22 protein-coding genes and 5 tRNA genes are annotated in these 24,776 nt (G+C 61.0%); 17 read left to right on the top strand and 10 right to left on the bottom strand.

Annotated features, from left to right (window positions below; genetic code table 11):
- Window positions 1–152 precede the first annotated feature (152 nt).
- The 9 genes from FA04_RS06690 to FA04_RS35025 all read left to right on the top strand — a co-directional run bounded on the left by FA04_RS06690 (window position 153) and on the right by FA04_RS35025 (window position 4,817).
- A complete protein-coding gene (locus FA04_RS06690) occupies window positions 153–593 on the top strand; it encodes a VOC family protein (RefSeq protein WP_034790901.1) in 441 nt (146 codons plus the stop codon).
- 398 nt (window positions 594–991) lie between these two features.
- A complete protein-coding gene (locus FA04_RS06685) occupies window positions 992–2,335 on the top strand; it encodes a YcbK family protein (protein ID WP_034790899.1) in 1,344 nt (447 codons plus the stop codon).
- A gap of 136 nt (window positions 2,336–2,471) precedes the next feature.
- Window positions 2,472–2,546: transfer RNA gene (locus FA04_RS06680), tRNA-Glu, on the top strand.
- A 200-nt stretch (window positions 2,547–2,746) separates the two neighbouring features.
- Window positions 2,747–2,821 (top strand) — tRNA-Glu (locus tag FA04_RS06675).
- A 199-nt stretch (window positions 2,822–3,020) separates the two neighbouring features.
- Window positions 3,021–3,095: transfer RNA gene (locus tag FA04_RS06670), tRNA-Glu, on the top strand.
- Between the two features lie 138 nt (window positions 3,096–3,233).
- Window positions 3,234–3,308, top strand: a tRNA-Glu gene (locus FA04_RS06665).
- A 379-nt stretch (window positions 3,309–3,687) separates the two neighbouring features.
- Window positions 3,688–4,023 (top strand): hypothetical protein, encoded by a 336-nt coding sequence (locus FA04_RS06660; protein ID WP_127889031.1) that lies wholly within the window; start codon window positions 3,688–3,690, stop codon window positions 4,021–4,023.
- A 14-nt stretch (window positions 4,024–4,037) separates the two neighbouring features.
- Window positions 4,038–4,478, top strand: coding sequence for a hypothetical protein (locus FA04_RS06655; protein ID WP_064816991.1), 441 nt, complete (start codon window positions 4,038–4,040; stop codon window positions 4,476–4,478).
- Between the two features lie 186 nt (window positions 4,479–4,664).
- Window positions 4,665–4,817 carry a hypothetical protein gene (locus FA04_RS35025; RefSeq protein WP_156552953.1) on the top strand — a complete coding sequence of 51 codons (153 nt, stop codon included), beginning with the start codon at window positions 4,665–4,667 and terminating at the stop codon, window positions 4,815–4,817.
- Between the two features lie 43 nt (window positions 4,818–4,860).
- On the opposite strand, the gene recJ is transcribed toward FA04_RS35025, so the two are convergent.
- The 4 genes from recJ to FA04_RS06635 form a co-directional block, all read right to left on the bottom strand.
- Window positions 4,861–6,663 carry a single-stranded-DNA-specific exonuclease RecJ gene (gene recJ / locus FA04_RS06650; RefSeq protein ID WP_034796556.1) on the bottom strand — a complete coding sequence of 601 codons (1,803 nt, stop codon included), beginning with the start codon at window positions 6,661–6,663 and terminating at the stop codon, window positions 4,861–4,863.
- Between the two features lie 233 nt (window positions 6,664–6,896).
- The gene (locus FA04_RS06645) at window positions 6,897–8,219 is read right to left on the bottom strand and encodes a homoserine dehydrogenase (protein ID WP_034796566.1); all 1,323 of its coding nucleotides are present in this window, start codon (window positions 8,217–8,219) and stop codon (window positions 6,897–6,899) included.
- 88 nt (window positions 8,220–8,307) lie between these two features.
- A complete protein-coding gene (locus FA04_RS06640; protein WP_034796568.1) occupies window positions 8,308–9,525 on the bottom strand; it encodes an LL-diaminopimelate aminotransferase in 1,218 nt (405 codons plus the stop codon).
- Between the two features lie 126 nt (window positions 9,526–9,651).
- Entirely contained in the window at window positions 9,652–9,960 is a 309-nt protein-coding gene (locus FA04_RS06635) for a hypothetical protein (protein WP_034796570.1), read from the bottom strand.
- Window positions 9,961–10,069: 109 nt separating this feature from the next.
- On the opposite strand from FA04_RS06635, the gene phaC reads away from it, so the two are divergent.
- Genes phaC through radC form a run of 4 tightly spaced genes read left to right on the top strand, consistent with a single transcriptional unit; the run spans window position 10,070 to window position 14,302 of the window.
- Window positions 10,070–11,908, top strand: a complete 1,839-nt coding sequence (gene phaC, locus FA04_RS06630; RefSeq protein WP_034796579.1) for a poly(3-hydroxyalkanoate) polymerase subunit PhaC — start codon at window positions 10,070–10,072, stop codon at window positions 11,906–11,908.
- 19 nt (window positions 11,909–11,927) lie between these two features.
- On the top strand, window positions 11,928–12,647 hold the full coding sequence (gene sfsA, locus FA04_RS06625) for a DNA/RNA nuclease SfsA (protein ID WP_034796581.1): 720 nt from the start codon (window positions 11,928–11,930) through the stop codon (window positions 12,645–12,647).
- Between the two features lie 30 nt (window positions 12,648–12,677).
- Window positions 12,678–13,517 carry a type I methionyl aminopeptidase gene (gene map, locus FA04_RS06620; protein WP_034796583.1) on the top strand — a complete coding sequence of 280 codons (840 nt, stop codon included), beginning with the start codon at window positions 12,678–12,680 and terminating at the stop codon, window positions 13,515–13,517.
- On the top strand, window positions 13,514–14,302 hold the full coding sequence (gene radC, locus FA04_RS06615) for a RadC family protein (RefSeq protein WP_034796585.1): 789 nt from the start codon (window positions 13,514–13,516) through the stop codon (window positions 14,300–14,302). The genes map and radC overlap by 4 nt, the downstream gene beginning before the upstream one ends.
- 84 nt (window positions 14,303–14,386) lie before the next feature.
- On the opposite strand, the gene FA04_RS06610 is transcribed toward radC, so the two are convergent.
- Window positions 14,387–15,565, bottom strand: coding sequence for a zinc-binding metallopeptidase family protein (locus FA04_RS06610; protein ID WP_034796587.1), 1,179 nt, complete (start codon window positions 15,563–15,565; stop codon window positions 14,387–14,389).
- 51 nt (window positions 15,566–15,616) lie between these two features.
- Window positions 15,617–16,606: a magnesium and cobalt transport protein CorA gene (locus tag FA04_RS06605; protein ID WP_226020709.1), complete on the bottom strand. Its 990-nt coding sequence runs from the start codon at window positions 16,604–16,606 to the stop codon at window positions 15,617–15,619.
- A 257-nt stretch (window positions 16,607–16,863) separates the two neighbouring features.
- Here FA04_RS06605 and sthA point away from each other — a divergent pair, with 257 nt between their 5' ends.
- Entirely contained in the window at window positions 16,864–18,279 is a 1,416-nt protein-coding gene (gene sthA / locus FA04_RS06600; protein WP_034796590.1) for a Si-specific NAD(P)(+) transhydrogenase, read from the top strand.
- Window positions 18,280–18,469: 190 nt separating this feature from the next.
- On the top strand, window positions 18,470–19,270 hold the full coding sequence (locus FA04_RS06595; protein WP_034796592.1) for an endonuclease/exonuclease/phosphatase family protein: 801 nt from the start codon (window positions 18,470–18,472) through the stop codon (window positions 19,268–19,270).
- Window positions 19,271–19,422: 152 nt separating this feature from the next.
- On the opposite strand, the gene tig is transcribed toward FA04_RS06595, so the two are convergent.
- The 4 genes from tig to FA04_RS06575 all read right to left on the bottom strand — a co-directional run bounded on the left by tig (window position 19,423) and on the right by FA04_RS06575 (window position 23,036).
- Window positions 19,423–20,901 carry a trigger factor gene (gene tig / locus FA04_RS06590; RefSeq protein ID WP_034796594.1) on the bottom strand — a complete coding sequence of 493 codons (1,479 nt, stop codon included), beginning with the start codon at window positions 20,899–20,901 and terminating at the stop codon, window positions 19,423–19,425.
- 179 nt (window positions 20,902–21,080) lie between these two features.
- Window positions 21,081–21,165, bottom strand: a tRNA-Leu gene (locus tag FA04_RS06585).
- 183 nt (window positions 21,166–21,348) lie between these two features.
- Window positions 21,349–21,930, bottom strand: coding sequence for a GDYXXLXY domain-containing protein (locus tag FA04_RS06580; RefSeq protein WP_034796596.1), 582 nt, complete (start codon window positions 21,928–21,930; stop codon window positions 21,349–21,351).
- Window positions 21,927–23,036 (bottom strand): DUF2157 domain-containing protein, encoded by a 1,110-nt coding sequence (locus FA04_RS06575; RefSeq protein ID WP_034796598.1) that lies wholly within the window; start codon window positions 23,034–23,036, stop codon window positions 21,927–21,929. The genes FA04_RS06580 and FA04_RS06575 overlap by 4 nt, the downstream gene beginning before the upstream one ends.
- A gap of 928 nt (window positions 23,037–23,964) precedes the next feature.
- On the opposite strand from FA04_RS06575, the gene FA04_RS06565 reads away from it, so the two are divergent.
- Both FA04_RS06565 and FA04_RS36670 read left to right on the top strand, forming a co-directional pair.
- Window positions 23,965–24,108 (top strand): DUF1127 domain-containing protein, encoded by a 144-nt coding sequence (locus tag FA04_RS06565; RefSeq protein WP_064816990.1) that lies wholly within the window; start codon window positions 23,965–23,967, stop codon window positions 24,106–24,108.
- Window positions 24,109–24,541: 433 nt separating this feature from the next.
- A complete protein-coding gene (locus FA04_RS36670; RefSeq protein ID WP_064816989.1) occupies window positions 24,542–24,685 on the top strand; it encodes a DUF1127 domain-containing protein in 144 nt (47 codons plus the stop codon).
- The last annotated feature ends 91 nt before the right edge of the window (window positions 24,686–24,776 follow it).

Here is a 24,776-nt window from a genome sequence, read left to right as displayed (position 1 = left end):
CTGATTCTTATTGACCAGAATAACATCGTCCCGCCGCGGATACGCAAGACCCTCGGCATATTTTGGCCGAGAACTAATATGGGGACGCAGCCTTGCCTCTGGCTTGCTGACGGACCAGTATACGCCATCTTCTGCAAAACAGGGACATTGCAATGCGCTATCTGCACACGATGGTTCGCGTCAAGAATCTGGACGAGGCCTTGAACTTCTACGGCAAGATTTTCGGCCTGACGGAGATCCGCCGCTACGAAAATGAAAAGGGCCGGTTCACGCTGGTGTTTCTGGCCGCTCCCGGCGACATCGATCGCGCCCGCGGCGAACTCTCTCCCTGCCTCGAGCTCACCTACAACTGGGATACGGAAGATTATACGGGCGGGCGCAACTTCGGGCACCTCGCCTACGAAGTCGACGACATCTACGGTTTCTGCCAGCACCTGATGGAGAACGGCGTGACCATCAACCGGCCGCCGCGCGACGGCCACATGGCGTTCGTGCGCTCTCCCGACGGCATTTCGATCGAGATCCTGCAGAAAGGCGAAAACCGGCCGCCGCAGGAACCTTGGGCGTCGATGGCCAATACGGGCGTCTGGTAAGCTCCGCACAATTCTCGCCAACGAAGATGGCCCCGTGCTGTCGGTGAAATCCGGCGGGCATGGCCGAGCCGTCGATCAGCAGCAGCTATGAATGATCCAGGGCCCGGTCTATCCGGGCCTTTGCATGTTGGAAACATGCGGGCTCAAGGTTAGCGCCGGTTTACAAATCGCGTATCGTTGAGTACTTTTTCGCGCGAAACGTTGATGCCGGGTCCTATCCGCGATGTCTCGTGGCGGCGACCCCCTTTTGTACTTGGCCTGATCTTTTCCCGTGGCGCTCATTCCGATCGCCGCGAGAAGCATGAGTTTGTTTGTTCTGAGCGATGTTTCGGAACTGAGACTTAATGCATGACAAGGCGAGGCTTCGTCGGTCATGCACGGAGAGCGGGGATAGGACGTTGCAACATCCGGACACGAAGGGCGCGGTGCTCGTCACCATAGCGCGGGCGGCAGCGTTATCCGTATCGCTGCTGGCCTTGAGCGGCTGCATGTCGGCGGTCGGGGAAAACGATGCCGCGACCGCGCTGAAGGCCGAGGGGCAGGCAGCCCCTGTGCAAACCGCCGAATCGGAGGCCACAGTCCAGGATGGACAGGTGGTCGCGCTCGGCAGCAATCCGCAGGCGCAACAGGCAGCCGGCAATGCCACAGTTCCCCACGATGGCGGACAGCCGCAATCGCTGACGATGCAGGGCACCGGCCTGCGCGCCGCCTCCTCAAGCATCTATGGCCAGGCACCTGCCGCACAGGCAACGACGACCGTCCAGCCGCAGACGACGGGAACTGTTCCGCTCCCCGCCGGCCAGCCCGGCATGAACGCAACCAACAACAGTCTTTTCAGCGGCACCCAGCGACAGCCGCTGCCGGTAATAGCGCCGCAACAGGGGGCCGCCAACACGGCCAACGACGTCGTGACGGACGCCGCTGTCGCCGCCTATGCTCCCTCTCCCGCGCAGGACGCCACCCTTCCTGTTGCCGTTCCGGTGCCGCTGAGCGCCGAGGCTGCCGCCAGCGGCCAGACCTCTTCGACGCCACAGGCGGTGGCCAATGCCGACGCCACACCAGCAGCGACCGAGGTCGCCGCCGCGCAGCAGGCAGCACCAGAAGCCACGCCAGCAGACGATAACAAGGACACGTCCAAAACCTGGACGCTCGCGGCCCTTTTTGCCGGCAAGCGCAAGGAGAAGCCGCAGCAGGCGGCACTTCGCTCGGCTCCGCCGGCGGAAAAGAAGACGATTACCACCAGCAATGCGAGCCAGCCGCAAACGGCCTCCCTCGCCTACACGCTTCCGGGCGTCAAACTGAACTCGCTCTACAACTACGAGCACGAAGAGCACCTCGGCGATGACGACGACGGCGCACCGGTTCAGGTCGCCTCGCTCTCGGGGCTCGCTCGACTGGCGCCGAGCGGGCTCATTCTGCAGACCGAGAAAGTCGATGCCGGCTGTTTCAAGCCCGAGCTCATGCAGATGCTGAAGAAGGTGGAAACGCATTACGGCAAGCAGGTCATGGTGACCTCGGGCCTCAGGCCGATCAAGGTCAACCGCGCCAAGCAATCGCTGCATACACGCTGCGAGGCGGCTGACATTCAGGTTCAGGGCGTCAGCAAGTGGGATCTCGCCGAATTCCTGCGTAGCGTCCCCGGCCGCGGCGGCGTCGGCACCTATTGCCACACGGAGTCGGTCCATATCGATATCGGCGCACAGCGGGACTGGAACTGGCGCTGCCGGCGCGCCAAGGGCTGAAGGCAAGCATTTGTTTCCATGGAGGATTCGACGAGAAGCCTCCTTTGCTTCCGGCCTGTGGAATTTTTACAGAAATATGAAGATTGCCGCTTGCGGTTCTGAAATCCTCTGGCTATAAGGCGCCCACACAGCGAGTGCGCCCTTCGTCTATCGGTTAGGACACCAGATTTTCATTCTGGGAAGAGGGGTTCGACTCCCCTAGGGCGTGCCACTGTGTTGATCTCCTTCTCCCGAAAAATCGACGTTTTAAGCATCTGAAGCAGCAACTCCGCTGCACCGTACGCATCTCCGATTCCAGCTCTTTGACCGCCGAATTTTTCTCACCGATTTTAACAGGGAAAGCACAAAAAAACTGAGATTGGCGCTTGCGGTATCCAGAGTCGCTGGCTATAAGGCGCCCACACAGCGAGTGCGCCCTTCGTCTATCGGTTAGGACACCAGATTTTCATTCTGGGAAGAGGGGTTCGACTCCCCTAGGGCGTGCCACTGTGTTGATCTTCTCCCCAAATGAAAATCGATTTTCTGTTGTTGGAACAGCGATTTACCGCGCGTTTCGACACCTAAATTTCCGCCTCGTGCCGCCATGAATCTTTCTTGGTATTTTGAACAGGAAAATCACAACATTCCTGAGATTGGCGCTTGCTCTATTCAGAGTCGCTGGCTATAAGGCGCCCACACAGCGAGTGCGCCCTTCGTCTATCGGTTAGGACACCAGATTTTCATTCTGGGAAGAGGGGTTCGACTCCCCTAGGGCGTGCCACTGTGTTGAACCTCCCCTACATCGAAAGCCTTGTTCCATCGGCTGACGGATCGCCTTCGATTCTTCTCGTCGTTTTCGTCGAACAGGACTAGGATAGCGCGTTGCGCAGCAACCGCTTGCGCTCAATCGAATAGAGATGCGCCCATCGTCTAGCGGTCAGGACGCCGCCCTCTCACGGCGGCAACACGGGTTCGATTCCCGTTGGGCGTGCCAAGGCCGGTTCGGCAAATTCCCGATTGCTATTGCTGGCGAATGCGGGTGCCCACACTGATGCACGTCTCACGTAATTCCCAAGCGCATACTGGTGTTTCGCAGATATCCTTTGGAAGAGACAGCGACGTGAGCGGCAACAGGATCGTGGCCGGTTTCCGCACACCAGGGGTATGTGCGTAGCTTTCCAAAGCAGGGACTCCTGCAACGGCGCGGTCGCAGGGGCCGTTCTGTTGCATCGGTGGCGACTCGCGTTCTCGACCACGCGCGGCAGCCTTCACCGCCTGATTTCTGATGCGGCTACAGATGTCAAAACCCGGACTCGACGAAATATTGCAGTTCTGCTTTGAGTTTACAGCTCAACAGAATGAGGCGCACTCGGGTGTCGGAAAATCAGTTTGACGTCGTATTGGAGAGACTGACGGATCAAGCAGTCGGCCGGCTTCTCAAGTCCGATACCTTCGATGCGTCGGCATTTGACGCTCTGGAAGACCATATCTGGCAAAAGGCAGAAGGACTGCAGAGCGAATACGCAATCTCTAAACAGATTCTGCTCAGCCTTCGATCTGCTGGCGACGCCATCCGAAGCCGTGCGAAATATCTTCCTGCTCTTCAGGAGCAACTTCAACGCGCCGACGATTTCGACCTGATTCTTGATCGTTTGATCGCTGGGGAAACACGCTCCGATCGCAAGTCGGGCGTTCCTCGAATCAGTTGAACGGGAATCTAGTTTTGTTTCGCGTCATTGCTGCGGGGCTCGCCGCAATCACAATTTCGTCCTATCCCGGATCGCCTGCGGCCGCTCGTTCCAACGTGATTTCTGGCGAGCAGACGCTGACGCCTGCAGACTTGGTACCGAGTCCGGTGTTCAAGCTGGGGATGCCAATTGAAGAGTTAGAAACGTTGCTCGCGCGGGATTTCAAAGACTGGGAACGCTCCGAAACGACGCGAAGCCTGAACAATCGCAAAGACCCGAAGCTCCCAGCTTATGCCAAAGCACGCTATCTGCAGCGCATACACATTACCCGACTGGACCAGCAGCAGGGTTTCCGTCGTACCTACTCGCTCACACTGAATTCACCACTCAGCGGCAGTCGCCTCTACTCCGTGGTTTACAATGTTGAAGCCTTGCGACCGTTCAATGATCTCGGATCTTTGAGCGCTGTGGTTTAGTACCTAAGTGCCATGTGGGGCAGCGCCCATCGCGGCTCGCACAAGGGAGAGTTCGCACCCCTCAGCTATCTATTTGATCGACAAGGAGAACTTGTTCGCGACGGCGGTGCAAGTTGCGCCCCCCTTTATCCTGCCCTTGTCAGGCTGGACGAAAAGACGCCCGACGAGGTCGAAAGAGTTATCGCGATGATCGACGCAACGAACTGTGGCGGCAACAAGAGCGTGCATTTTCGCCTGCAAGCCGATGGCGACACCGTCGTCGAAACGACGTTGTTCAACACCATCCTCGCTGTGAATCCTCGAGATGTTTTGAAGCGTGTGCGGTACGGTCAGCCATAACACGGCCCAGCGAAATATCTGTCAGCACACTTCGCGACGGGTGCTACAGCGCCTTTGCCGCGTCCGTGACGCGCAGCTGTACCCGTCGCTGGCCCTGCCACAGATCGGCGGACACCGATCCCGCGACGTGGATGGATGTTCCGCGGCTCGACAGCAGGAAGTCGCCGAGCGGTGTCTCGGTCGCCCGGAAAGCAATACCGTCAAGGCGGCTGCCGTCCTGCCCCTCCAGCGTCACCTTGATGTGGTTGGCGCCGACCTGCCTGCTATCGCGCAGGCGATGCTGCGGGAAGGCGAAGACCGGTTGCGGGTGGGCCGAGCCGTAGGGGCCGGCCTGCTCCAGGAGATCGATGAGTTCCAGGGTCGCGCCAGAGGCTGCAAGCGCGCCGTCGACCTTGAGCGTCTGGATGGCGACGAGTTCGCGCACCGCCGCTTCCGCGCGTCCCTCGAAAAACTGCCTGAGCTTGCCGAGTTTCGCGCGCTCGACGGTGAGACCGGCAGCCATGGCATGGCCGCCACCCTTTACCAGCAGGCCACCATCGACGGCGGCCCGAACCATCTTGCCCATGTCGAAGCCGTTGATCGAGCGGCCGGAGCCGGTGCCGCGGCCGTTCGGATCGAAAGCGATGGCAAAAGTCGGTCGGCGGAATTTTTCCTTGATGCGGGCGGCGAGCAGTCCGACGATGCCCGGGTGCCAGTTTTCGCGCGCGGTAACGATCACCGAAGCGCCCTCGCCCGTGCCGTATTCGGCCAGAACCTCAGCCTCCGCCTCGGCCAGCATGATGGCTTCCATCGCCTGCCGCTCGCGATTGAGCTCATCGAGCTGCGCGGCGATCTTCTCTGCCTCGGCCGCATCCTCCATCGCCAGCAGGCGGCTGCCGAGCGCAGCATCGCCAATGCGTCCGCCGGCATTGATTCTCGGGCCGACGAGAAAGCCCAGGTGATAGGGCGTGACCGGGCCGCCGATCGCAGCTTTCCGCAGCAGTGCCGAAAGCCCGACATTGCCCATGTGACGCGCCGCGATCAGTCCCTTGACGACATAGGCGCGGTTGAGCCCTTTGAGCGGCACCACGTCACAGACCGTCGCCAGAGCCACCAGATCGAGCTGGGACAGCAGGTCGAACGAAGAAACGCGGCTGTCGCCGGCGTTGCGCAAAACGCGCAAGGTATTGACGAGAACCAGATAAACGACACCGGCAGCACAAAGACGCCCCTGCCCCGAAAGATCGTCCTCCCGATTGGGATTGACGAGCGCATGGCAGGGCGGCAGCGCCGAGCCGACCTGATGGTGGTCGATGACGACGACATCGACGCCGCGTTTATCGGCAACGGCGAGCGCCTCATGGCTGGTCGAGCCGCAGTCGACGGTGACGATGAGATCGGCGCCCTTGTCGATCAGCTGCTCGATTGCCGTCGGGTTCGGGCCATACCCCTCGAAGATCCGATCGGGAATGTAGATTTCCGCGTCGACGCCGAAATGGCGCAGGAAACGCGCCATCAAAGCCGAAGACGCGGCACCGTCGACGTCATAGTCACCGAAGATCACCGTCTTTTCACGGCGCTTGATGGCGGCCGCCAGACGCTCTGCAGCCTTGCGGCAATCGGTAAGCGTGTCCGGGTCCGGCATAAGCGAGCGAAGCGTCGGATCAAGGAAGCTTGCGGCATCGTCGAGTACGACGCCGCGGCCGGCAAGGACGCGACCGAGCAGATCGGAGTAGCCGTGAACCTGGCTAATGGCGAGCGCGCGGTTCTGGCCCGCCTGGTCGAGGCGCGACACCCATCGCTGGCCGCTGACCGACTGCTCGACATTCAGAAAGGCCCGCTGTACCGGATCCACCAATTCTTCCATGCTCGTCCATCCGCTTGGCGCTTCATTCCTCTTAGCGCATAACCCTGGAAATCGTGACCGTTTTTGGAACGGCATACACAGAGATCCACGTTTCGTAGGGGGTTGGGCCGCCGCAGGCGCCCAATTCCCAAAAAAGAAGCCTCGCCGGCTTGCTTGCGCGGCGAGGCTTCTAATTTGTTGGCGACAAACGGCACTGCGCACCGTCATGCCGAACGGCCCGAGGTCCTTCGCCGTCAGTTTGCCTTCGGGCGTTCGATGCGAATGACCTGCGGCTCGCCGACGAGGTAGCCCTCGCCCTTGATCGCCTTGATCGCATCGCGAACGGAGTGCTCCGATGTCGCGTGCGTGACCAAGATGATCGTCTGCGGCTCGCCCGTGTCCATCAGATGCTTCGAATGCTGCATGATCGATTCCAGCGAGATGCCGTTGTCGGCCATGCGGGTCGCGATGCTGGCGAAGACGCCGGTGCGGTCAACGACCTTCAGGCGGATGAAGTAGCCGCCCTCGTGGCTCTGGATCTGCGCGCGCTTATAGGGCAGCAGCGCATTGGTCGGACGGCCGAAGGCCGGAACGTGCTGGGCGCCCGGGCGGCTCTTGGCAATGTCAGCGATATCGCCGAGCACGGCCGACGCCGTCGCGTTGCCGCCGGCACCCGGGCCGACCATCAGGAGCTCGCCGAGAATGTCGGATTCGATCGCAACGGCATTGGTCACGCCATCGACCTGGGCGATGACGGAATCGTAAGGCACCATCGTCGGGTGGACGCGCTGCTCAATGCCGCTTTCGGTGCGCTGGGCGACACCGAGGAGCTTGATGCGGTAACCGAGATCGGCGGCTGCATGAATGTCGTCGATCGAGATATTGGTGATGCCTTCGAGGTAGATGTCGTCGGCAGCGATCGCCGTACCGAATGCAAGGCTCGTCAGGATCGACAGCTTGTGCGCCGTGTCGTTGCCCTCAATGTCGAAGGCCGGATCGGCTTCGGCATAGCCGAGGCGCTGCGCCTCCTTGAGGCAGGCTTCGAAGGAAAGCTGTTCCTTCTCCATCTTCGTCAGGATGTAGTTGCAGGTGCCGTTCATGATCCCATAGACGCGCGAGATCGTATTGCCGGTCATGGATTCGCGCAGCGCCTTGATGACGGGGATACCGCCGGCAACAGCCGCTTCGTAGTTGAGCAGCGCGCCCTTCTCCTCGGCGATCTTTGCAAGTTCGATGCCATGGGCAGCCAGCAGCGCCTTGTTGGCGGTCACCACATGAATGCCGCGCTGCAGCGCCGCCTTGACGGCCGAATAGGCGGGATCGCCGGCACCGCCCATCAGTTCGACGAAAACGTCGATATCGGCGTCACGCGCAAGCGAAATGGCATCGTCGAACCAGGCGGTCTTCGAAAGATCGACGCCGCGGTCCCTGTTGCGGTCGCGCGCCGTTACGGCCGTGGTCTCGATTGCCCGTCCGCACGTTGTCGCAAGCATCTCGTGACGATCCTGGAGGATTCGCACGAGCGAGGCACCGACGGTACCCAAGCCCGCAATGCCGATTTTGAGGGCATCTGCCATAGCCATTTCCTAACATGTAGAGGGCGCGCCGCGAGAACAGCGGGGCCAGTGTGGAAGGAGGCGCGCGTCAAGCACGCCTCCCGACTTCTTACCTATGAGCGTTGAGCGAGATGACGTTGTGCATCGTCTCGTCGGCGGTCGACAGGAATTTCTTGATGTTGCGCGCCGCCTGGCGGATGCGGTGCTCGTTCTCGACGAGAGCGAGGCGCACATAGTCGTCGCCCTGTTCGCCGAAGCCGATGCCCGGAGCGACCGCGACATCCGCCTTCTCGACGAGGAGCTTGGAGAATTCGAGCGAGCCCAGATGACGGAACTTCTCCGGGATCTTTGCCCAGGCAAACATCGTCGCTGCCGGCGGCGGCACTTCGAAGCCGGCCTTGCCGAAGCTGTCGACCATGACGTCGCGGCGGCGCTTGTAGATATTGCGCACTTCGGCGATGTCGCTGCCGTCGCCGTTCAGCGCCTGGGTGGCGGCCACCTGGATCGGCGTGAAGGCGCCATAGTCGAGGTAGGATTTCACGCGTGTCAGGGCTGCGATCAGCCGCTCGTTGCCGACGGCAAAGCCCATGCGCCAGCCCGGCATTGAGAAGGTCTTCGACATCGAGGTGAACTCGACCGTGCAGTCGATCGCGCCCGGAACTTCCAGCACCGACGGCGGCGGCGCGTCGTTGAAGTAGATCTCCGAATAGGCAAGGTCCGAAAGCACGATGATGTCGTGCTTTTTCGCAAACGCGATCACGTCCTTATAGAAGTCGAGCGTCGCAACCTGCGCCGTCGGGTTCGACGGATAGTTGAGGATCAGCGCCAGTGGCTTGGGGATTGAATGGCGAACGGCGCGTTCCAGCGGTCCGAAGAAGGTTTCGTCCGGCTCGACCGAGATCGAGCGGATGACGCCGCCGGCCATCAGGAAGCCGAAGGCGTGGATCGGATAGGTGGGGTTCGGGCACAGAATGACGTCGCCAGGTGCGGTGATCGCCTGCGCCATGTTGGCGAAGCCTTCCTTGGAGCCAAGGGTAGCGACGACCTGGGTATCCGGGTTGAGCTTGACGCCGAAGCGGCGGGCGTAATAGGCGGCCTGGGCACGACGCAGCCCGGGAATGCCCTTCGACGACGAATAACGATGCGTGCGCGGGTCCTGAACGGCCTCGCAGAGCTTGTCGACAATCGACTGTGGTGTGGGTAGATCCGGATTGCCCATGCCGAGGTCGATGATGTCAGCACCGGCCGCTCGCGCGCTTGCTTTCAAACGGTTGACCTGTTCGAAAACATAGGGCGGCAAACGCCGGACTTTGTGAAACTCTTCCATCTCCAAACCTCGTTTGGCGCACGCTCCCGCCAGCGGCTCAAGCCTTTGCGAAACCGTGCGCTGTGGTGAACGGCCGTCCATGCGGCCATTGAACGCTTTGCGTCCAAATCACCGGAAAGGCAAGCGCTAATTCTGGATCTCTTTCAGCGCGTCGGCGCCGTGCTGTTCGGCCAGCGCGCGCATTTCTTTCAGGCGACGCTGATACTCGGCTTCGGAGATCGCGCCGGACTTGCGTGCAGCGCCGAGAGAGCTCAGGCGCGCCTGCATGCTTGCAGCTTCATCGTTGGTCATCTGCGACGTTGCGGCCGGCTTCTGGCCGTAAACCGACGGATAGTTCTCGAAGTTGGTCCCCTGGCTGTTGCAGCCTGCAAGCGTGCCTAGCAGAACGATCCCGGCAACCCAGGTGATGGAACGCTGTTTTCCGACGGCAAGCATACTGGAGACGACCTCTATTTTGATGGCGCGACGATGCGCTAGCCCTTGTAATCATTTTCGGGCAGAATGTAAAAATACAAAACAAACAAGATGCTGTGGAGGACGCCGGGTGACAGCAGAGAGGAATGCGGAAGGCAAGGACGGCTACGCAGGCTTCGATCCCAAATCCGTCGAACCTTATATCGTCAAGGATCCGGAAAGCCTCGCAGTCAACCTCGCCCGCGCCATGGAACAGCTTGGCAAAGCGGCTTCCGCCTGGCTGGCGCCGCGGGAATCGGGCCAGAAGTCCGATACCTTCGCCGAACCCGTCACCGACATGGTTAAGACGCTGTCCAAGGTCTCGGAGTACTGGCTTTCCGATCCGCGCCGCACGCTCGAAGCGCAGACTCACCTGATGGGCAGCTTCTTCGAGATCTGGTCGCGCACGCTGCACCGGATGTCCGGCGAAGAGACGGCGGAGCCGGCCGCCCTCCAGCGCAACGACAAGAGATTTACCGACGAGGACTGGGTGAAGAACCCGTTCTTCGACTTCATTCGCCAGGCCTATTTCGTAACGTCGGACTGGGCCGAGCGCATGGTCGAGGACGCCGAGGGGCTCGACGACCACACGAAACACAAGGCTGCTTTCTACGTTCGCCAGGTTTCCAGCGCGCTGTCTCCGACCAACTTCGTCACCACCAATCCGCAGCTCTACCGCGAGACGGTTGCCTCAAGCGGCGCCAATCTGGTCAAGGGCATGCAGATGTTTGCCGAGGACATCGCCGCCGGTCGCGGCGACCTCAAGCTCCGGCAGACGGACACCAGCAAGTTTGCGATCGGCGAGAATATCGCGATGACGCCGGGCAAGGTCATCGCCCAGAGCGACGTCTGCCAGGTGCTGCAATATGAGGCGACGACGGAAACCGTGCTGAAGCGGCCGTTGCTGATCTGCCCGCCCTGGATCAACAAATTCTACGTGCTCGATCTCAACCCGCAGAAATCCTTCATCAAATGGGCGGTCGATCAGGGACACACGGTCTTCGTCATCTCCTGGGTGAACCCGGACGAACGGCACGCGACCAAGGACTGGGAAGCCTATGCCCGCGAAGGCATCGGCTTTGCGCTCGATATCGTCGAGCAGGCCACCGGTGAGCGGGAAGTCAACGCCATCGGCTATTGCGTCGGCGGCACCCTGCTTGCCGCGACGCTCGCATTGCATGCGGCCGAGGGCGACGATCGCATCCGCTCGGCGACACTGTTCACGACGCAGGTCGATTTCACTCACGCTGGCGACCTCAAGGTCTTCGTCGACGAGGACCAGATAAGCCAGATCGAACAGAACATGAGCGTGACCGGCTATCTCGACGGCTCGAAGATGGCGACCGCCTTCAACATGCTGCGCGCCTCGGAGCTGATCTGGCCCTACTTCGTCAACAACTACCTCAAGGGCCAGGAACCCCTGCCCTTCGACCTGCTCTACTGGAACTCCGATTCGACGCGGATGCCGGCCGCCAACCATTCCTTCTATCTGCGCAACTGCTACCTCGATAACAAGCTTTCGAAGGGCGAGATGGTTCTTGCCGGCAAGCAGGTATCGCTCGGCGACGTGAAGATCCCGATCTACAATCTCGCGACCAAGGAAGACCACATCGCCCCGCCGCGCTCTGTATTTCTCGGCAGCGCTTCGTTCGGCGGCAAGGTCACCTATGTTCTCTCGGGTTCGGGCCACATTGCTGGCGTCGTCAATCCGCCGGACAAGGGCAAGTATCAGTTCTGGACCGGAGGCGCCCCCACGGGTGACTTCGACGATTGGTTCAAGGCCGCCAAGGAAACACCGGGATCCTGGTGGCCGCATTGGCACCAATGGATCGAGAAACTCGACAAGCGACGCGTTGCGCCCCGCAAGCCGGGCGGTCCGCTGAACTCGCTCGAGGAAGCGCCGGGCTCCTACGTACGCGCCCGCGCCTGAATCATTCGCAGGACCTGCCTTGATCTTCGATCCTCCGCTGACGACCGCAACCCTTGTGCAGCGCTACAAGCGCTTTCTCTTCGACGCCCTGTTGCCTGATGGCACGGCCATGACCGGATCCTGCCCCAACACGGGATCGATGCGCGGGCTGACGACACCCGGTTCACGCATCTGGATGTCAGAACACGACAGCCCGACGCGGAAGTACCGCCAGATGCTGGAAATCGTCGAAGCCGACGGAACGATGGTCGGCATCAATACCGGCCTGCCCAACCGGCTTGCGGAAGAAGCCATCCGGCTGGGGCTCGTTTCCGACCTGCATACCTATGAGCATAGTGCACGCGAGCAGAAATACGGACGCAACTCGCGCATCGACATTCTCCTCAGCGATCCCGAGCGCGGCCGTGCCTATGTCGAGGTCAAGAACGTGCATTTCAGCCGCTCGCCCGGTCTTTCCGAATTTCCTGACAGTCCGACCACGCGGGGGGCGAAACATCTCGACGAACTCGGTGATATGGTTGAGGCCGGTCACCGCGCGGTGATGATCTATCTCGTGCAGCGCGACGATTGTGACCGGTTGAGGATCTGCCGCGAGTTCGATCCCGCCTATGCGCGCGCATTCGACCGCGCGATGTCACGTGGGGTTGAGGCCTATGCGGTCAAATGTCAGGTTTCGCCAACGCAAATCCGCCCAACTGGATTGATGACAGTGGACGAAGCGGCCCTCGCTGCTCTATGAAATCCGACTGGAACAACTGAAAGCTTTGGAATGGTGACTTACATCGAGGCAGGGTCTGCGCCCTACAAGAACACCGGCGTAATCCGGCTCTATGGACCGGAAGGTTTCGAGGGCATGCGAAAGGCCTGCCAGGTGACTGCGCGTTGTCTGGACGAGCTCGTCTCGCGGGTACAGCCGGGCGTCACCACCGACGAGATCGACCGGTTCGTCTTCGAGTTCGGCATGGACAATGGCGCGCTGCCGGCGACGCTCAACTATCGCGGCTACACGAAATCGTCCTGCACCTCGATCAACCACGTCGTCTGCCACGGCATCCCGAACGACAAGCCGCTGCGCGAGGGCGATATCGTCAACATCGACGTCACCTACGTCGTCGATGGCTGGCATGGCGATTCGAGCCGGATGTATCCGGTCGGCGAGATCAAGCGCGCGGCCGAGCGACTGCTCGACGTCACCCACGAGAGCCTGATGCGCGGCATAGCCGCCGTGCGCCCCGGCGCCCGCACCGGCGCCATCGGTGAAGCGATCCAGGTCTATGCCGAAGCGGAGCGCTGCTCCGTCGTGCGCGATTTCTGCGGCCACGGCGTCGGCAAGCTCTTCCACGACGCGCCGAACATCCTGCACTACGGCCGCGCCAATGAAGGGCCGGAACTGCGCGAGGGCATGATCTTCACCATCGAGCCGATGATCAATCTCGGCCGCCCGCATGTGAAGGTGCTCTCGGACGGCTGGACCGCCGTGACCCGCGACCGGTCGCTGTCGGCGCAATACGAGCACACGGTCGGCGTCACCGCCGATGGCTGCGAGATCTTCACGCTTTCGCCCGCCGGGCTGTTCAAGCCCGGCGTCAGCACGCTCGGCGCCGCATGACGAAACGCTCGATCTCCCCTGACGGCGATTTTGTGCCATCGGCGGACGAGAGGACGTTTTTTCCGCAATTGCAGTTAGATAACTCGCCGGCCGCCAAGAAGGCGCCGGCACTCGAGGCGCACTATCACGGTCATCGCGATCGCCTCAGGGCGCGCTACCGCGAAAGCGGCGATGCCGCACTCGCCGACTACGAAATCCTGGAAATGTTGCTGTTTCGGCTGATCCCACGCAAGGATACCAAGCCGATCGCCAAGGCTCTGCTCGCGCGCTTCGGCACGCTCGCCGGTGTCTTCGGCGCCCCGATCGCGCTGTTGCAGGAGGTGAGCGGTATCGGCGAGGCCGTCGCCCTCGACCTCAAGCTGATCTCCACAATTGGTCACCGCACGCTGAAGAGCGAACTTCGCCAGAAGCAGCTTCTCTCGTCCTGGAGCGCCGTCATCGACTATTGCCACGCGGCGATGGCCTACGAGACGAAGGAACAGTTCCGCATCCTGTTCCTCGACAAGCGCAACACGCTGATTGCCGACGAGGTGCAGCAGAAAGGTACGATCGACCACACGCCGGTCTACCCGCGTGAAGTGGTCAAGCGCGCGCTGGAACTCTCGGCCACCGCGATCATCCTGGTCCACAACCATCCATCCGGCGATCCGACCCCGTCGCGCGCCGATATCGACATGACGAAGCTGATCGTCGAAACGGCGAAACCGCTGGGGATCGCCGTGCACGACCACATCATCATCGGCAAGGACGGCCACGTGAGCCTGAAAGGGCTGCGGCTGTTCTGAGCGCGCTGGCACCCAGCCGTTTCGCGCGGCGGAGGTAGCAGCCCGGTGGTGACGCCGCCCTGCCGCAAACAGTGGCGAAGGCGTTTACCCCAAAAAGCCGGCTTCGACAGACTCCGTCCCCGCCGAGCGTGAAGCCTCGACGACCATATGCACGAACTGCAGTTTCGCCACTGACGGTTTCGACATTACGAAGGGGTAGAAGTCCGGCTGGCCCATGCTGCGCGCCAACTCGTTAAGCACCATCGTCATTTCGATCCAGGAGTTCAACAGCGACAGAAACCCGTCGGCGCCGGTGTCGTCGGGCGCATACAAGGCGTCGCGCTCGAATGGCTCGACAATCGCTTCAAGATCCTCTGCATCGAGCCCAAAGCCGAGTGCCGTGCCCAGGCTATCGATCATATGCAGGTAATGCGCCCAAGTTTCGGCCCAGTCTTCCCAGGGATGTGTGGAAGCATAGGAACTGATGTACCGATCGGCCCAGTCTGGGGGTGCGCCATTGTCATAGTTCGCCTTCAATGCCGCCGCGTAATCGGCCCGCTCATCGCCGAACAGCGTGCGAAACGGCTCCAGCCAGGGTCCGTTGAAAACGAGCCGGTTCCAGTAGTAGTGACCGACCTCATGTCGAAGATGGCCCAGCAGCGTCCGATAGGGCTCGTAGAATTCGAGCCGCATCTTCTCACGCTGGACCGAATCCGCCTCCTCGATGTTGACCGTAATCAAACCGTCGGCATGCCCGGTCAGCACGCGCGGCCCGTTCGGTGGCGAACGCAGGAAATCGAACATCAGACCGTGTTTCTCGTCCTCGTCGACCTTGGACTTCACGGGCAAGCCGAGTGCCAGCAACTGCGACACGAGCCGTCGCTTCGCCACCTCAAGCAGACCCCAGTAGCTGGCATTGTCCTCGCGATCGAGATTCGGAATTGTCCGGTTCAGCCGGCAGGCGATGCAAAGTTCCCCCGGCTCGCTGGCCATCAGCATCCAGTTGCACTGCGCCGGCGTGTCACGGTTGCCGCAATACTTCAGCAACGGCCGTTCCTCGCCTGCGGCCCAGATACCTGGCTGTGGGCCGGGGTCGAGCGGCAGCAGCGCATCTTCACCTGGCAGATATCCGAGTGGCGCCTGGCAGCTGTTACAAAACATGTTGCCGAAAAACACGTGACTGCCACAGCGACACACAAAGGTGCGCGAGTACCGCTTGGGTACGTCGCGGTGTTTCCAGTTCGTACCGATCAGGTCGCCGAGCGTTTGCAGAAGGGTTGCCACCACATCCTCCGAGTTCGGGAATTGGTAAGGTCTGCCGGTCAGTGCTCCGGCCTAAAGCCATTTCGCGCGGCGGAAGAACCGGTAGAGCGTGCCGCAAAGACCGATGATCACTGCCAGGACGACGAAGTAGCCGTAGCGGAACTTCAGTTCCGGCATGTCGTCGAAGTTCATGCCGTAAATGCCGGCGATCGCCGTTGGCACCGCGAGGATCGCGGCCCAGGACGCGAGCTTGCGCGAGATTTCCGTCTGCTCGGATTGACCGACCATCAGGCTCGCCTCGAAGGTGAAGGCAAGAACCTCACGCAAAGCGTCGATATCCTCCTGAACGCGGCGCACGTGGTCCGTAACGTCGCGGAAGAGCGGCTGCAGTGCTGCATCCATGCCCGGTAGATCGATGTGCTCATGCCGTCGGCAGACGTCGACCAGCGGCACGACCGCGTTTCGCAGGCGCAAGAGATTGCGCCGCAGCAGATAGAGGCGTTCGATGTCGCCCTTGACCAGCCGCTCGCGCAGCAGCCGGTCTTCCAGTTCCTCGACCTCTTCGTGGATCGCCTCGATCACCGGCATGTAGTTGTCGACGATGAAATCGAGGATCGAATAGAGGATGTAGTTTTCGCCGTGGGCCAAGGCTGCAGGAGATGCTTCGCAGCGTTGGCGCACGGCCATGTAGGAGGTCGACGCGCCGTGCCGGACCGAGATGACGTAACCGCGCCCAACGAACAGATGCGTCTCGCCGAAGGCGATCTCGTCGCCAACCATATGCGCGGTGCGGGCGACGACGAAGATCGAGTCGCCATAGATCTCCAGTTTCGGCCGCTGGTGCGCCTTGCAGGCGTCCTCGATCGCCAGGTCATGCAGATCGAATTCCTGCTGGATCTGCCGCAAGAGTTCGGCATCGGGCTCATGCAGGCCGATCCAGATCACTGTGCCCGGGCGATCGCGCCACTTGCCTGCGTCTTCGATGCGGATATCGCGGACGCGCACGCCGTTCTCGTAGACCGCGGCCGCTACGACGCCCGGCTGCGGCTGCGAATGCGGCATGACGCCCTCAGCGCCAGACTGTGGCAAAGCCCTGTTCGTCAGCTCCAATCCCATCGTCAGCCTCCCAGGCAAATACGACACCGACGGGCTCCGCATGTCGTAACGAAGCCAAGCATACACGCGCTCCCTTATATATTCTCATCCGACTGTTTCGGCTATGAAAACCACTTCATCAAACCGTGCCATTGACGGTATAGAGGCTTGCGAGCGAGAGTTTTCGCAACGCACAACGATTCCACCTTCTAACGGAAACGCCTATGAACCAGTTCGATCTCATCGTTGTCGGAAGCGGACCTGCCGGCCGCCGCGGCGCCATCCAGGCAGCCAAGCTCGGCAAGAAGGTCCTCGTCATCGAACAGGGAAAACGCGTTGGCGGCGTTTCGGTTCACACCGGTACGATTCCCTCCAAGACGCTGCGCGAAACGGCGCTCAATCTTTCGGGCTGGCGCGAGCGCGGCTTTTACGGGCGCTCCTATCGCGTCAAGCAGGAGATCAGCGCCGATGACCTCCGGCAGCGGCTGATCATCACCCTCAATCATGAAGTCGAGGTTCTCGAACATCAGTTCGCGCGCAACCGCGTGCAGCAGATGCGCGGGAAAGCCAGCTTCGTCAATCCGACCACGCTCGAAGTCGTCAAGGACGACGGCGAGACCATGCTCGTGTCCGGCACCAGCATCATGCTTGCCGTCGGTACCAAGCCCTTCCGCCCGGATTACATGCCGTTCGACGGCAAGACTGTGCTCGACAGCGATGAACTGCTCGATATCGAGACCCTGCCGCGCTCCATGGTGGTGATCGGCGCCGGCGTCGTCGGCATCGAATACGCGACGATCTTCAGCGCGCTCGACACCCAGGTGACGGTGATCGATCCGAAGACGACGATGCTCGATTTCATCGACAAGGAAATCGTCGAAGACTTCATCTACCAGTTGCGCGACCGCAACATGAAACTGCACCTCGGGCAGAAGGCCGACACGGTGGAGCGGCTCGACGATGGTAAGGTGCTGCTGACGCTCGACAACGGCCGCAAGATCACAACCGACATGGTGCTCTTTGCCGCGGGCCGCATGGGCGCCACCGATACGCTGAACCTGCCCGCAGCCGGGCTCGAAGCCGACAACCGAGGGCGCCTCAAGGTCAATCCCGAGACGTTCCAGACCTCCGTGCCCAACATCTATGCCGCCGGCGACGTCGTCGGCTTCCCGAGCCTCGCCTCAACCTCGATGGAACAGGGGCGCATCGCCGCCCGGGTCGCCATCGGCGCGATCGCGATGGAGCCGCAGAAATACTTCCCCTACGGCATCTACGCCGTGCCTGAGATCTCCACCTGCGGTCTCTCGGAAGAAGAGGTCAAGGAACGCGGCATCCCCTACGAATGCGGCATCGCCCGCTTCCGCGAGACCTCGCGCGGCCACATCATGGGGCTCGATTCCGGCCTGTTGAAGATGATCTTCTCGCTGAAGACCCGCCGCCTGCTCGGCGTGCATATCATCGGCGAAGGCGCGACAGAACTAGTGCATATCGGCCAGGCCGTGCTGAACCTCAAGGGCACGGTCGAGTACTTCGTCGAAAACACCTTCAACTACCCGACGCTGGCCGAGGCCTACAAGATCGCCGGCCTCGACGCCTGGAACCGTATGGGCGAGATCAAGCAGGAAGCGCCGAAAGCGTAAGCATCCAGCGACAGAGCTGACCGCCGTCAACGCTGACGGCGGCGGCCACGTGCCTGGAGGGCAACGATTTTGGTTCCGCGTTGCCGAACCGATCTCTCCGGGTTTGCCATCCCGCAGACCGCATCCGAAGTGCGCAGGACGCCGGCGAATCGGCTAGCTTCACCTCTCCCGATCAAGAGAGCCGAACACCATGCGCATCCTTTCGCTCAATGCCTGGGGCGGCAAGCTCCATTCGCCCTTGATGAAATATCTCGCCGATGTCGACGCCGATGTCCTGTGCCTGCAGGAGGTCGCACGATCACCGACGACCGAGGCCGAATGGCTGAGCTATCGCGATGCGGATGTGGAACTGCCGCAACGCGCCAACCTCTTCGACGAGATCGCCGCAGTACTACCGGGACATGATGGATTCTTCTGCCCGACCGCGCGAGGGACGCTCTTTTCTGGAGACACGCCCGTGGCATCGGAATTCGGTCTGGCAACATTCGTTCGGCGGGGCTATTCCGTCATCGGCCAGGCCCTCGGTTTTGTGCATGGCAGTTTTTCGCCCGACAGCTGGGGGCCGCATCCGCGTGCGCGCAACGCCCATTGCATTCGCCTGTTCGATCACGACGCCGGCACTCCCATCACCATCGCGCAGATGCACGGCCTGCGGGAGGTCGGCGGCAAGAACGACAGTCCAGCATGCCGCGCGCAGGCGGAGGCGCTGGTAGGTCTCGTCCACCAGGTCTGGCCCGGAGACGAGCGGCTTGTCGTGTGCGGTGATTTCAATGTGCTCCCCGACAGCCAAACGTTTCAGACGCTCGGCCAGTTGGGGCTCGTCGACCTCGTCGTTTCCCGCGGCCACACGGACACGCGCACGTCGCACTATCTAAAGAGCGGCCGCTTTGCCGATTACATGCTGGCAAACGGTGCAGTCAGCGTCGCTCGCTTCGATGTCGTCGCAGAGCCCGAAGTCTCCGACCATCGCGCCCTCCTCCTCGACGCTTAGCGCGCCGCGGGTTTCACTGAGCCACGAAGTCCGCTCTGGCTGAATCAAGCAGCATGCTCTCGGCCAGCGCTGGACGAAGAGCTCGCCTCCCGCAACGAAAAAGGCCCTGCCGCAAGCGGCAGGGCCTTTCGATTCCTAAGGCTTCGATCCGATTACTCGGCGCTGTCGTCAGCGGCCTTCTTCTTGGCCGGAGCCTTCTTCTTCGGAGCAGCGGCTTCTTCGCCTTCCGTGGCTTCAGCCTTGGCGGCGGCCTTCTTCTTGGCCGGAGCCTTCTTGGCAGCCTTGCCTTCAGTCTCTTCGTCGTCAGCCGTCAGCTCTTCCTTGGAAACCGTCTTGTCGGTTACCGAGATTTCGCCGAGCAGGTGGTCGACGACCTTTTCTTCGAACAGCGGAGCGCGCAGCGAAGCAGCAGCGCCGGGGGTGTTCTTGAAGTAGTCGAGGATCTGCTTCTCCTGGCCCGGGAACTGGCGGAGCTGTTCGAACAGCGAACGCTGCAGTTCGTCGTCGCTGACCTGAACGCCGGCCTTTTCACCGATTTCCGAGAGAACGAGGCCGAGGCGAACGCGACGCTCAGCGAGCTTGCGGTATTCAGCGCGGGCTTCTTCTTCGGTGGTTTCTTCGTCAGCGAAGGTCTTGCCGGCCTGCTGCAGGTCGGTGTTGATCTGGCGCCAGATGTTTTCGAATTCGGCCTCGACGAGGCGCTCCGGCGTTTCGAACTGGTAGAGTTCGTCGAGCTGGTCGAGGATCTGACGCTTGACCTTCTGACGGGTCAGGTTGCCGTACTGGCTTTCGATCTGGCCGCGGACGATTTCCTTCAGCTTGTCAGCCGATTCGAGGCCGAGCTTGGTGGCCAGTTCGTCGTTGATTTCGATGTCCTGGGCGCCAGCCACGTCCTTGACGGTGATGTCGAAGGTGGCTTCCTTGCCAGCAAGGTTTGCAGCCGGGTATTCAGCCGGGAAAGTCACGGTGATGACCTTCTCGTCGCCAGCCTTCAGGCCAACGAGCTGCTCTTCGAAGCCCGGGATGAAACGGTTGGAACCGAGAACCAGCTCAGCGTCCTCGTCCTTGCCGCCGTCGAAGGCGACGCCGTCGACCTTGCCGAGGTAATCGATGGTGACGCGGTCGCCGTTGGCGGCCTTGCCCTTCTTCGATTCGTAGCTGCGGGCGCTTTCGGCGATCTTCAGGATCTGCTCGTTGACTTCGTCTTCAGCGATCTCGACGACTTCGCGGGTCACCTTGATGCCGCTGACGTCCTTGAGTTCGATCGCCGGGATGATTTCGTAGGCAACGGTGAACTCGAGGTCGGCCTGAGCGTTGAGGATCTTGTCGGCTTCGGCCTCGTCCTCGGTCATCGCGATTTCCGGCTGGGTGGCCGACTTTTCGCCACGGCCCGACAGGATCTCGGTCGGCTTGTCGCGAACGATCTCGTTGACCAGGTCAGCCATGATCGACTTGCCGTAGACCTTCTTCAGATGCGCAACCGGCACCTTGCCGGGACGGAAGCCGTTGATCTTCACACGGTCCTTCACTTCGGCCAGACGCTCGTTCATCCGAGCTTCCATGTCCTTGGCCGGGATAACGACCTTGAGTTCGCGCTTCAGCCCTTGAGCGAGCGTTTCGATAACCTGCATGTTCAAACCTTCATTTCACGTTGACTGTGCTCTTCCCCTTCGAAAGGTCTGGCGAGCACGTGAGCCGATCCATTTGCCGGGAGTGGCTTTACGCAGTTCTGCAACCGTTTTGCAAGCAAAATGGCACTCCAGCCCCCCTCATCCTCGCAGAATCCGGACTTTGGGCGCGATCGCTGATCTGGTGCGGGTAGAGAGACTTGAACTCCCACGCCTTACGGCACCAGAACCTAAATCTGGCGTGTCTACCAATTTCACCATACCCGCGTTCAGACAATCGCACCGCCTGACCGTATTCCCGCAAGACCAACCAGCGGAATACCGCGGATAGAATGGGCATGCTGAAAGTTCAGGGCTTTCCCGAGCGCGGCGTCTCTATATCACTCGTTTTCGCGGGATCAAAGGGAAAATGCGGGAATTCCACGACCAAGCCGGTTGGCACGGCGTGCCTCAATAGAGAGGCTCCTCGTAGACCGGGCTGCCATTGACTGCGATCTCGCGGATCTGGGCCTTTCCCTTGGCGTCCACGCGGATATTGACGGAGAGCGCCTCGGCGTTGCGCGCCTCCTCCAGCGTCCGCCCCTCGCCTTCCGGCACATAGAAACGCTCGATCCCGTATTCTACATTGACGGACGAGAGCGCAGACGAGGGATAGTAGGTAAATGGCAGAGAGCGAAGGACGACGCTGTCGCCGGCAGGGCTAAGCGGCGCGAAGGACGCTTCGGTCGCCGCCCAAAAGCCGTCGAGCTGCCTTTCCAGCCGAACGTAGACCTTAGCCTCTTCCGACTGCTTCGGTGTATCGCCCTTGAACAATTCCGGCTGGAGCCTTGAAATGTCGTAGCTCAAGATCACGTAGTCGCCCCGAAGCAGATCGCGGGGATCGACAGGCACGGTCTTCAACAGCACGTCACGGCCGCTTCTGAGGATCGAGGCCCTGCTCTCGATCATATAGCCAAGTGCCGCCGTCTGTACGCCCGCAACCAGCAGGGCCGCCAGCAATGGGTTCAACCAACGGGTCTTTGCGGTGGTCATCGTGGCGCCTCCGTCCCGCGCGCATTCGCCAAGTGCCCCTCGATGCGGATGACGAGCCAGGCGATGCCGGCAACCACCAATCCGGAGATCAGGAAGAAACCGGAGGTGCCGAGCATGGAGCCGAGGGTTTCGAAGGCGAGATAGAGAAGCTCACCGGCAAAGGCGACGTAGCCGAGATAGCGCACGGCGCCGTTCTGCGCCCCGGCAAGCGCGATCCCAAGGAGGGCCACCAGCAGCGTGCCCGCCCCGGTCGCGACCTCCGTTGTCACTCCGACGGCTTCGAATTGAAGAGCGGTAAAACCGAGCAAGGCGAGCGCGAAGGAATAGAAAGCGGGTGCCGAACCGGCATCGACCGCCAGGGCGCGAAGCGGAGAGCCTGGCAGCGTCGCCGCCAGAAAGGCCACGAGGCCGAACGCCGCAAGGCCACCTGCAAAGGCAAGCGACGCGTTGTCGAGGTAAAGCCAGGCCAGCCACGACAGGACCAGCAGATAGGCGAGATGACGGGCCCGGTCGGCGGCCGTGAAGCGCACCAGCAGAACGACGATCACCGCGAGCGCCGGAACGGACCACACGCGCCAGTCCGGCGTGGCGCCGAACCCATTGTCCTGCAGCACCGTTCCGAAATAGAACCAGGCAAGCCCACCCGCAACTGCGGTCATTGCTGCTGAGCGAAATGCCAGGGCAGTGAGGACGGCGCCGGCAAACCACAGCAACGCGGCATCGGCCGCGTCACCCGACAGGTGATACATCTGCCCGATCAGCGCGATGCCGCCCCCAAAGGCGGCCACCCCCAGAACGAGGGCCGCTGCGGCAAGCGTCGTGCGGCCGGTCTGGGTCAGCCAGGCAGCGGCGAAATGAAAGCCCCAGACCAGAGCGACGATGCCGGCCACCCGCGCAAGGCGTGGCAGCGCCTCCCAGTTGGCGGCGACAAGCAGCAGGATTGAGGCGGACAACAGGAGTGCGGCGAGAATGAGCAGGACGCGCCCTGCCCGGAACGTGGACTCGCGACCGTCATATTCGGCCAGCATTGCGCGTGCTGCATTCTCCTGCAGCAGCCCCTTATCCATCCAGTGCTTGAAGTCTCGTTCGAGACGCGCGCGGTACATCCTGCCCCCAGCCTAGAATCCGATGCTTGAAATGGTCCGGTTCAGCTCCCAACTAATCACGTATCGGCGCGGAAACACAATCGCTCACTCGCGACTGCGCACCAAACCGATGAGGACGAACGAACGGCTTGCGCAATGCGCATATCTTCCATGCAGATATTGCACTGCACAAATCGATTTAAAGGTCCTATATTCAAAACATCAAAGGCGAACGAAGGCATGAAGCCAGACGGTCGCCAGCGGAAATGGCCAGCCGCCTCAGTTTGCTGAGAAAGGCCCGGGTAAAACCGACGGAATTCGGACGAGCGCACTCCTCCTCCCAGCGCTCTTCCGATCAGATTGGCAACACTCCTCCTCCCAGTTGCCAATCACCCCTAATGACGCTCGCTGGACCTCCTCCCCCAGCGGGCGTTATTCTTTTCAGCCTCCTCTCCACAAAGAAGCCTGCGTCTGCGCACCTGCACAATATTCGTGCATAAATTCGCTGCGCTCGCCCCGCGCCATGCACTGGATGCATAGGTGCCATTCTGGAACAGCGCTACCCTTCCACCCGCCTGCGTACTATCTTCAACTCATCGATCGGGGCGGCGCACTCCTCCTCCCAGCGCCCCTCGATTTGGATCGGCGACACTCCTCCTCCCGGTTGCCGATCGGAACAAAGCGACGCTCGCTGGATCTCCTCCCCCAGCGGGCGTTGTTTGTTTTTGGCCCTCACATTTCGGGCAGCCAGCCACGACAACTCGATTGCGCCGCGCGTTTTAGGCGCCAGCCGCGAACACGCCATCGCGTAGAGGCTTGCACGGCCTGCATGGGTGCGATGCAGCATTGTCTCTGTAACTTCTGCTCAAAAAGATTATATTTCAGAGCATCAGATGACGGCCAGCAAGAGAGATGAGCGCTGGCACACGACCCTAGAAAGGATAGGATCATGAACCTCGCACGTTCTTTCAACAATTGGCGCAAGTATCGTCAGACCTGCAACGAACTCGGCCGTATGACCGACCGCGAACTGTCTGACCTCGGCATCGGCCGTGGCGACATCCCGTACGTTGCTCGCCAGGCGATCAAGTAATTCAGGCAGCGCGTCAAGCGCAACCGACCTCCAAGTAAGACGCCCTCCGGTTCATTCCGGGGGGCGTTTTCTTTTGTCGCAGCGAGTACGATCCAGGTGACGCCTTCGCACTTGCGAGAGGCACCGGATGCTTCGCCATCTGCGACTGCCCATGCGGCCGAACCGCGTCCATCGACAGACGCTGCGTCCTTGCTCAGCATCGGCTCGTAAGTCCCTTTGAAAACAATCGCTTATCAACGGGCAATTAAGATTTTAATCAATCATTAATCGATGCCGCCTTTTGAAGCGGTGCCCATCTATGCGGCGATGCACTGCACAAATGCATAGCAGCTGCATTTTCTTTGCACTCCACCTTCTAATTAGACAAGCGTATAAGAACCTCAACGACGCAGACAGATGGCTGTCGCGACAACCTGATTTTGAGGAAATGACCATGAACCCGATTCGTATCGCAAAAAGCTGGATCAACTACCGCCGCACCGTCAGCGAGCTCGGCAACCTGTCGAACCACGCTCTCAATGACATCGGCATCACCCGTTACGACATCCGCAACATTGCGGCCCGTTCCTTCCGTTAATCGGAACGAACGACCAGGACTTCCAAGACGGCGCCTTCAGGGCGCCGTTTTCGTTTATAGGCGTTGGAACGAAAGGCCGAGCCGTGATAGG

The sequence above is a fragment of the Ensifer adhaerens genome, from assembly GCF_000697965.2.
Classification (GTDB): domain Bacteria; phylum Pseudomonadota; class Alphaproteobacteria; order Rhizobiales; family Rhizobiaceae; genus Ensifer; species Ensifer adhaerens.
This window is presented reverse-complemented; position numbering and strand designations above follow the sequence as displayed.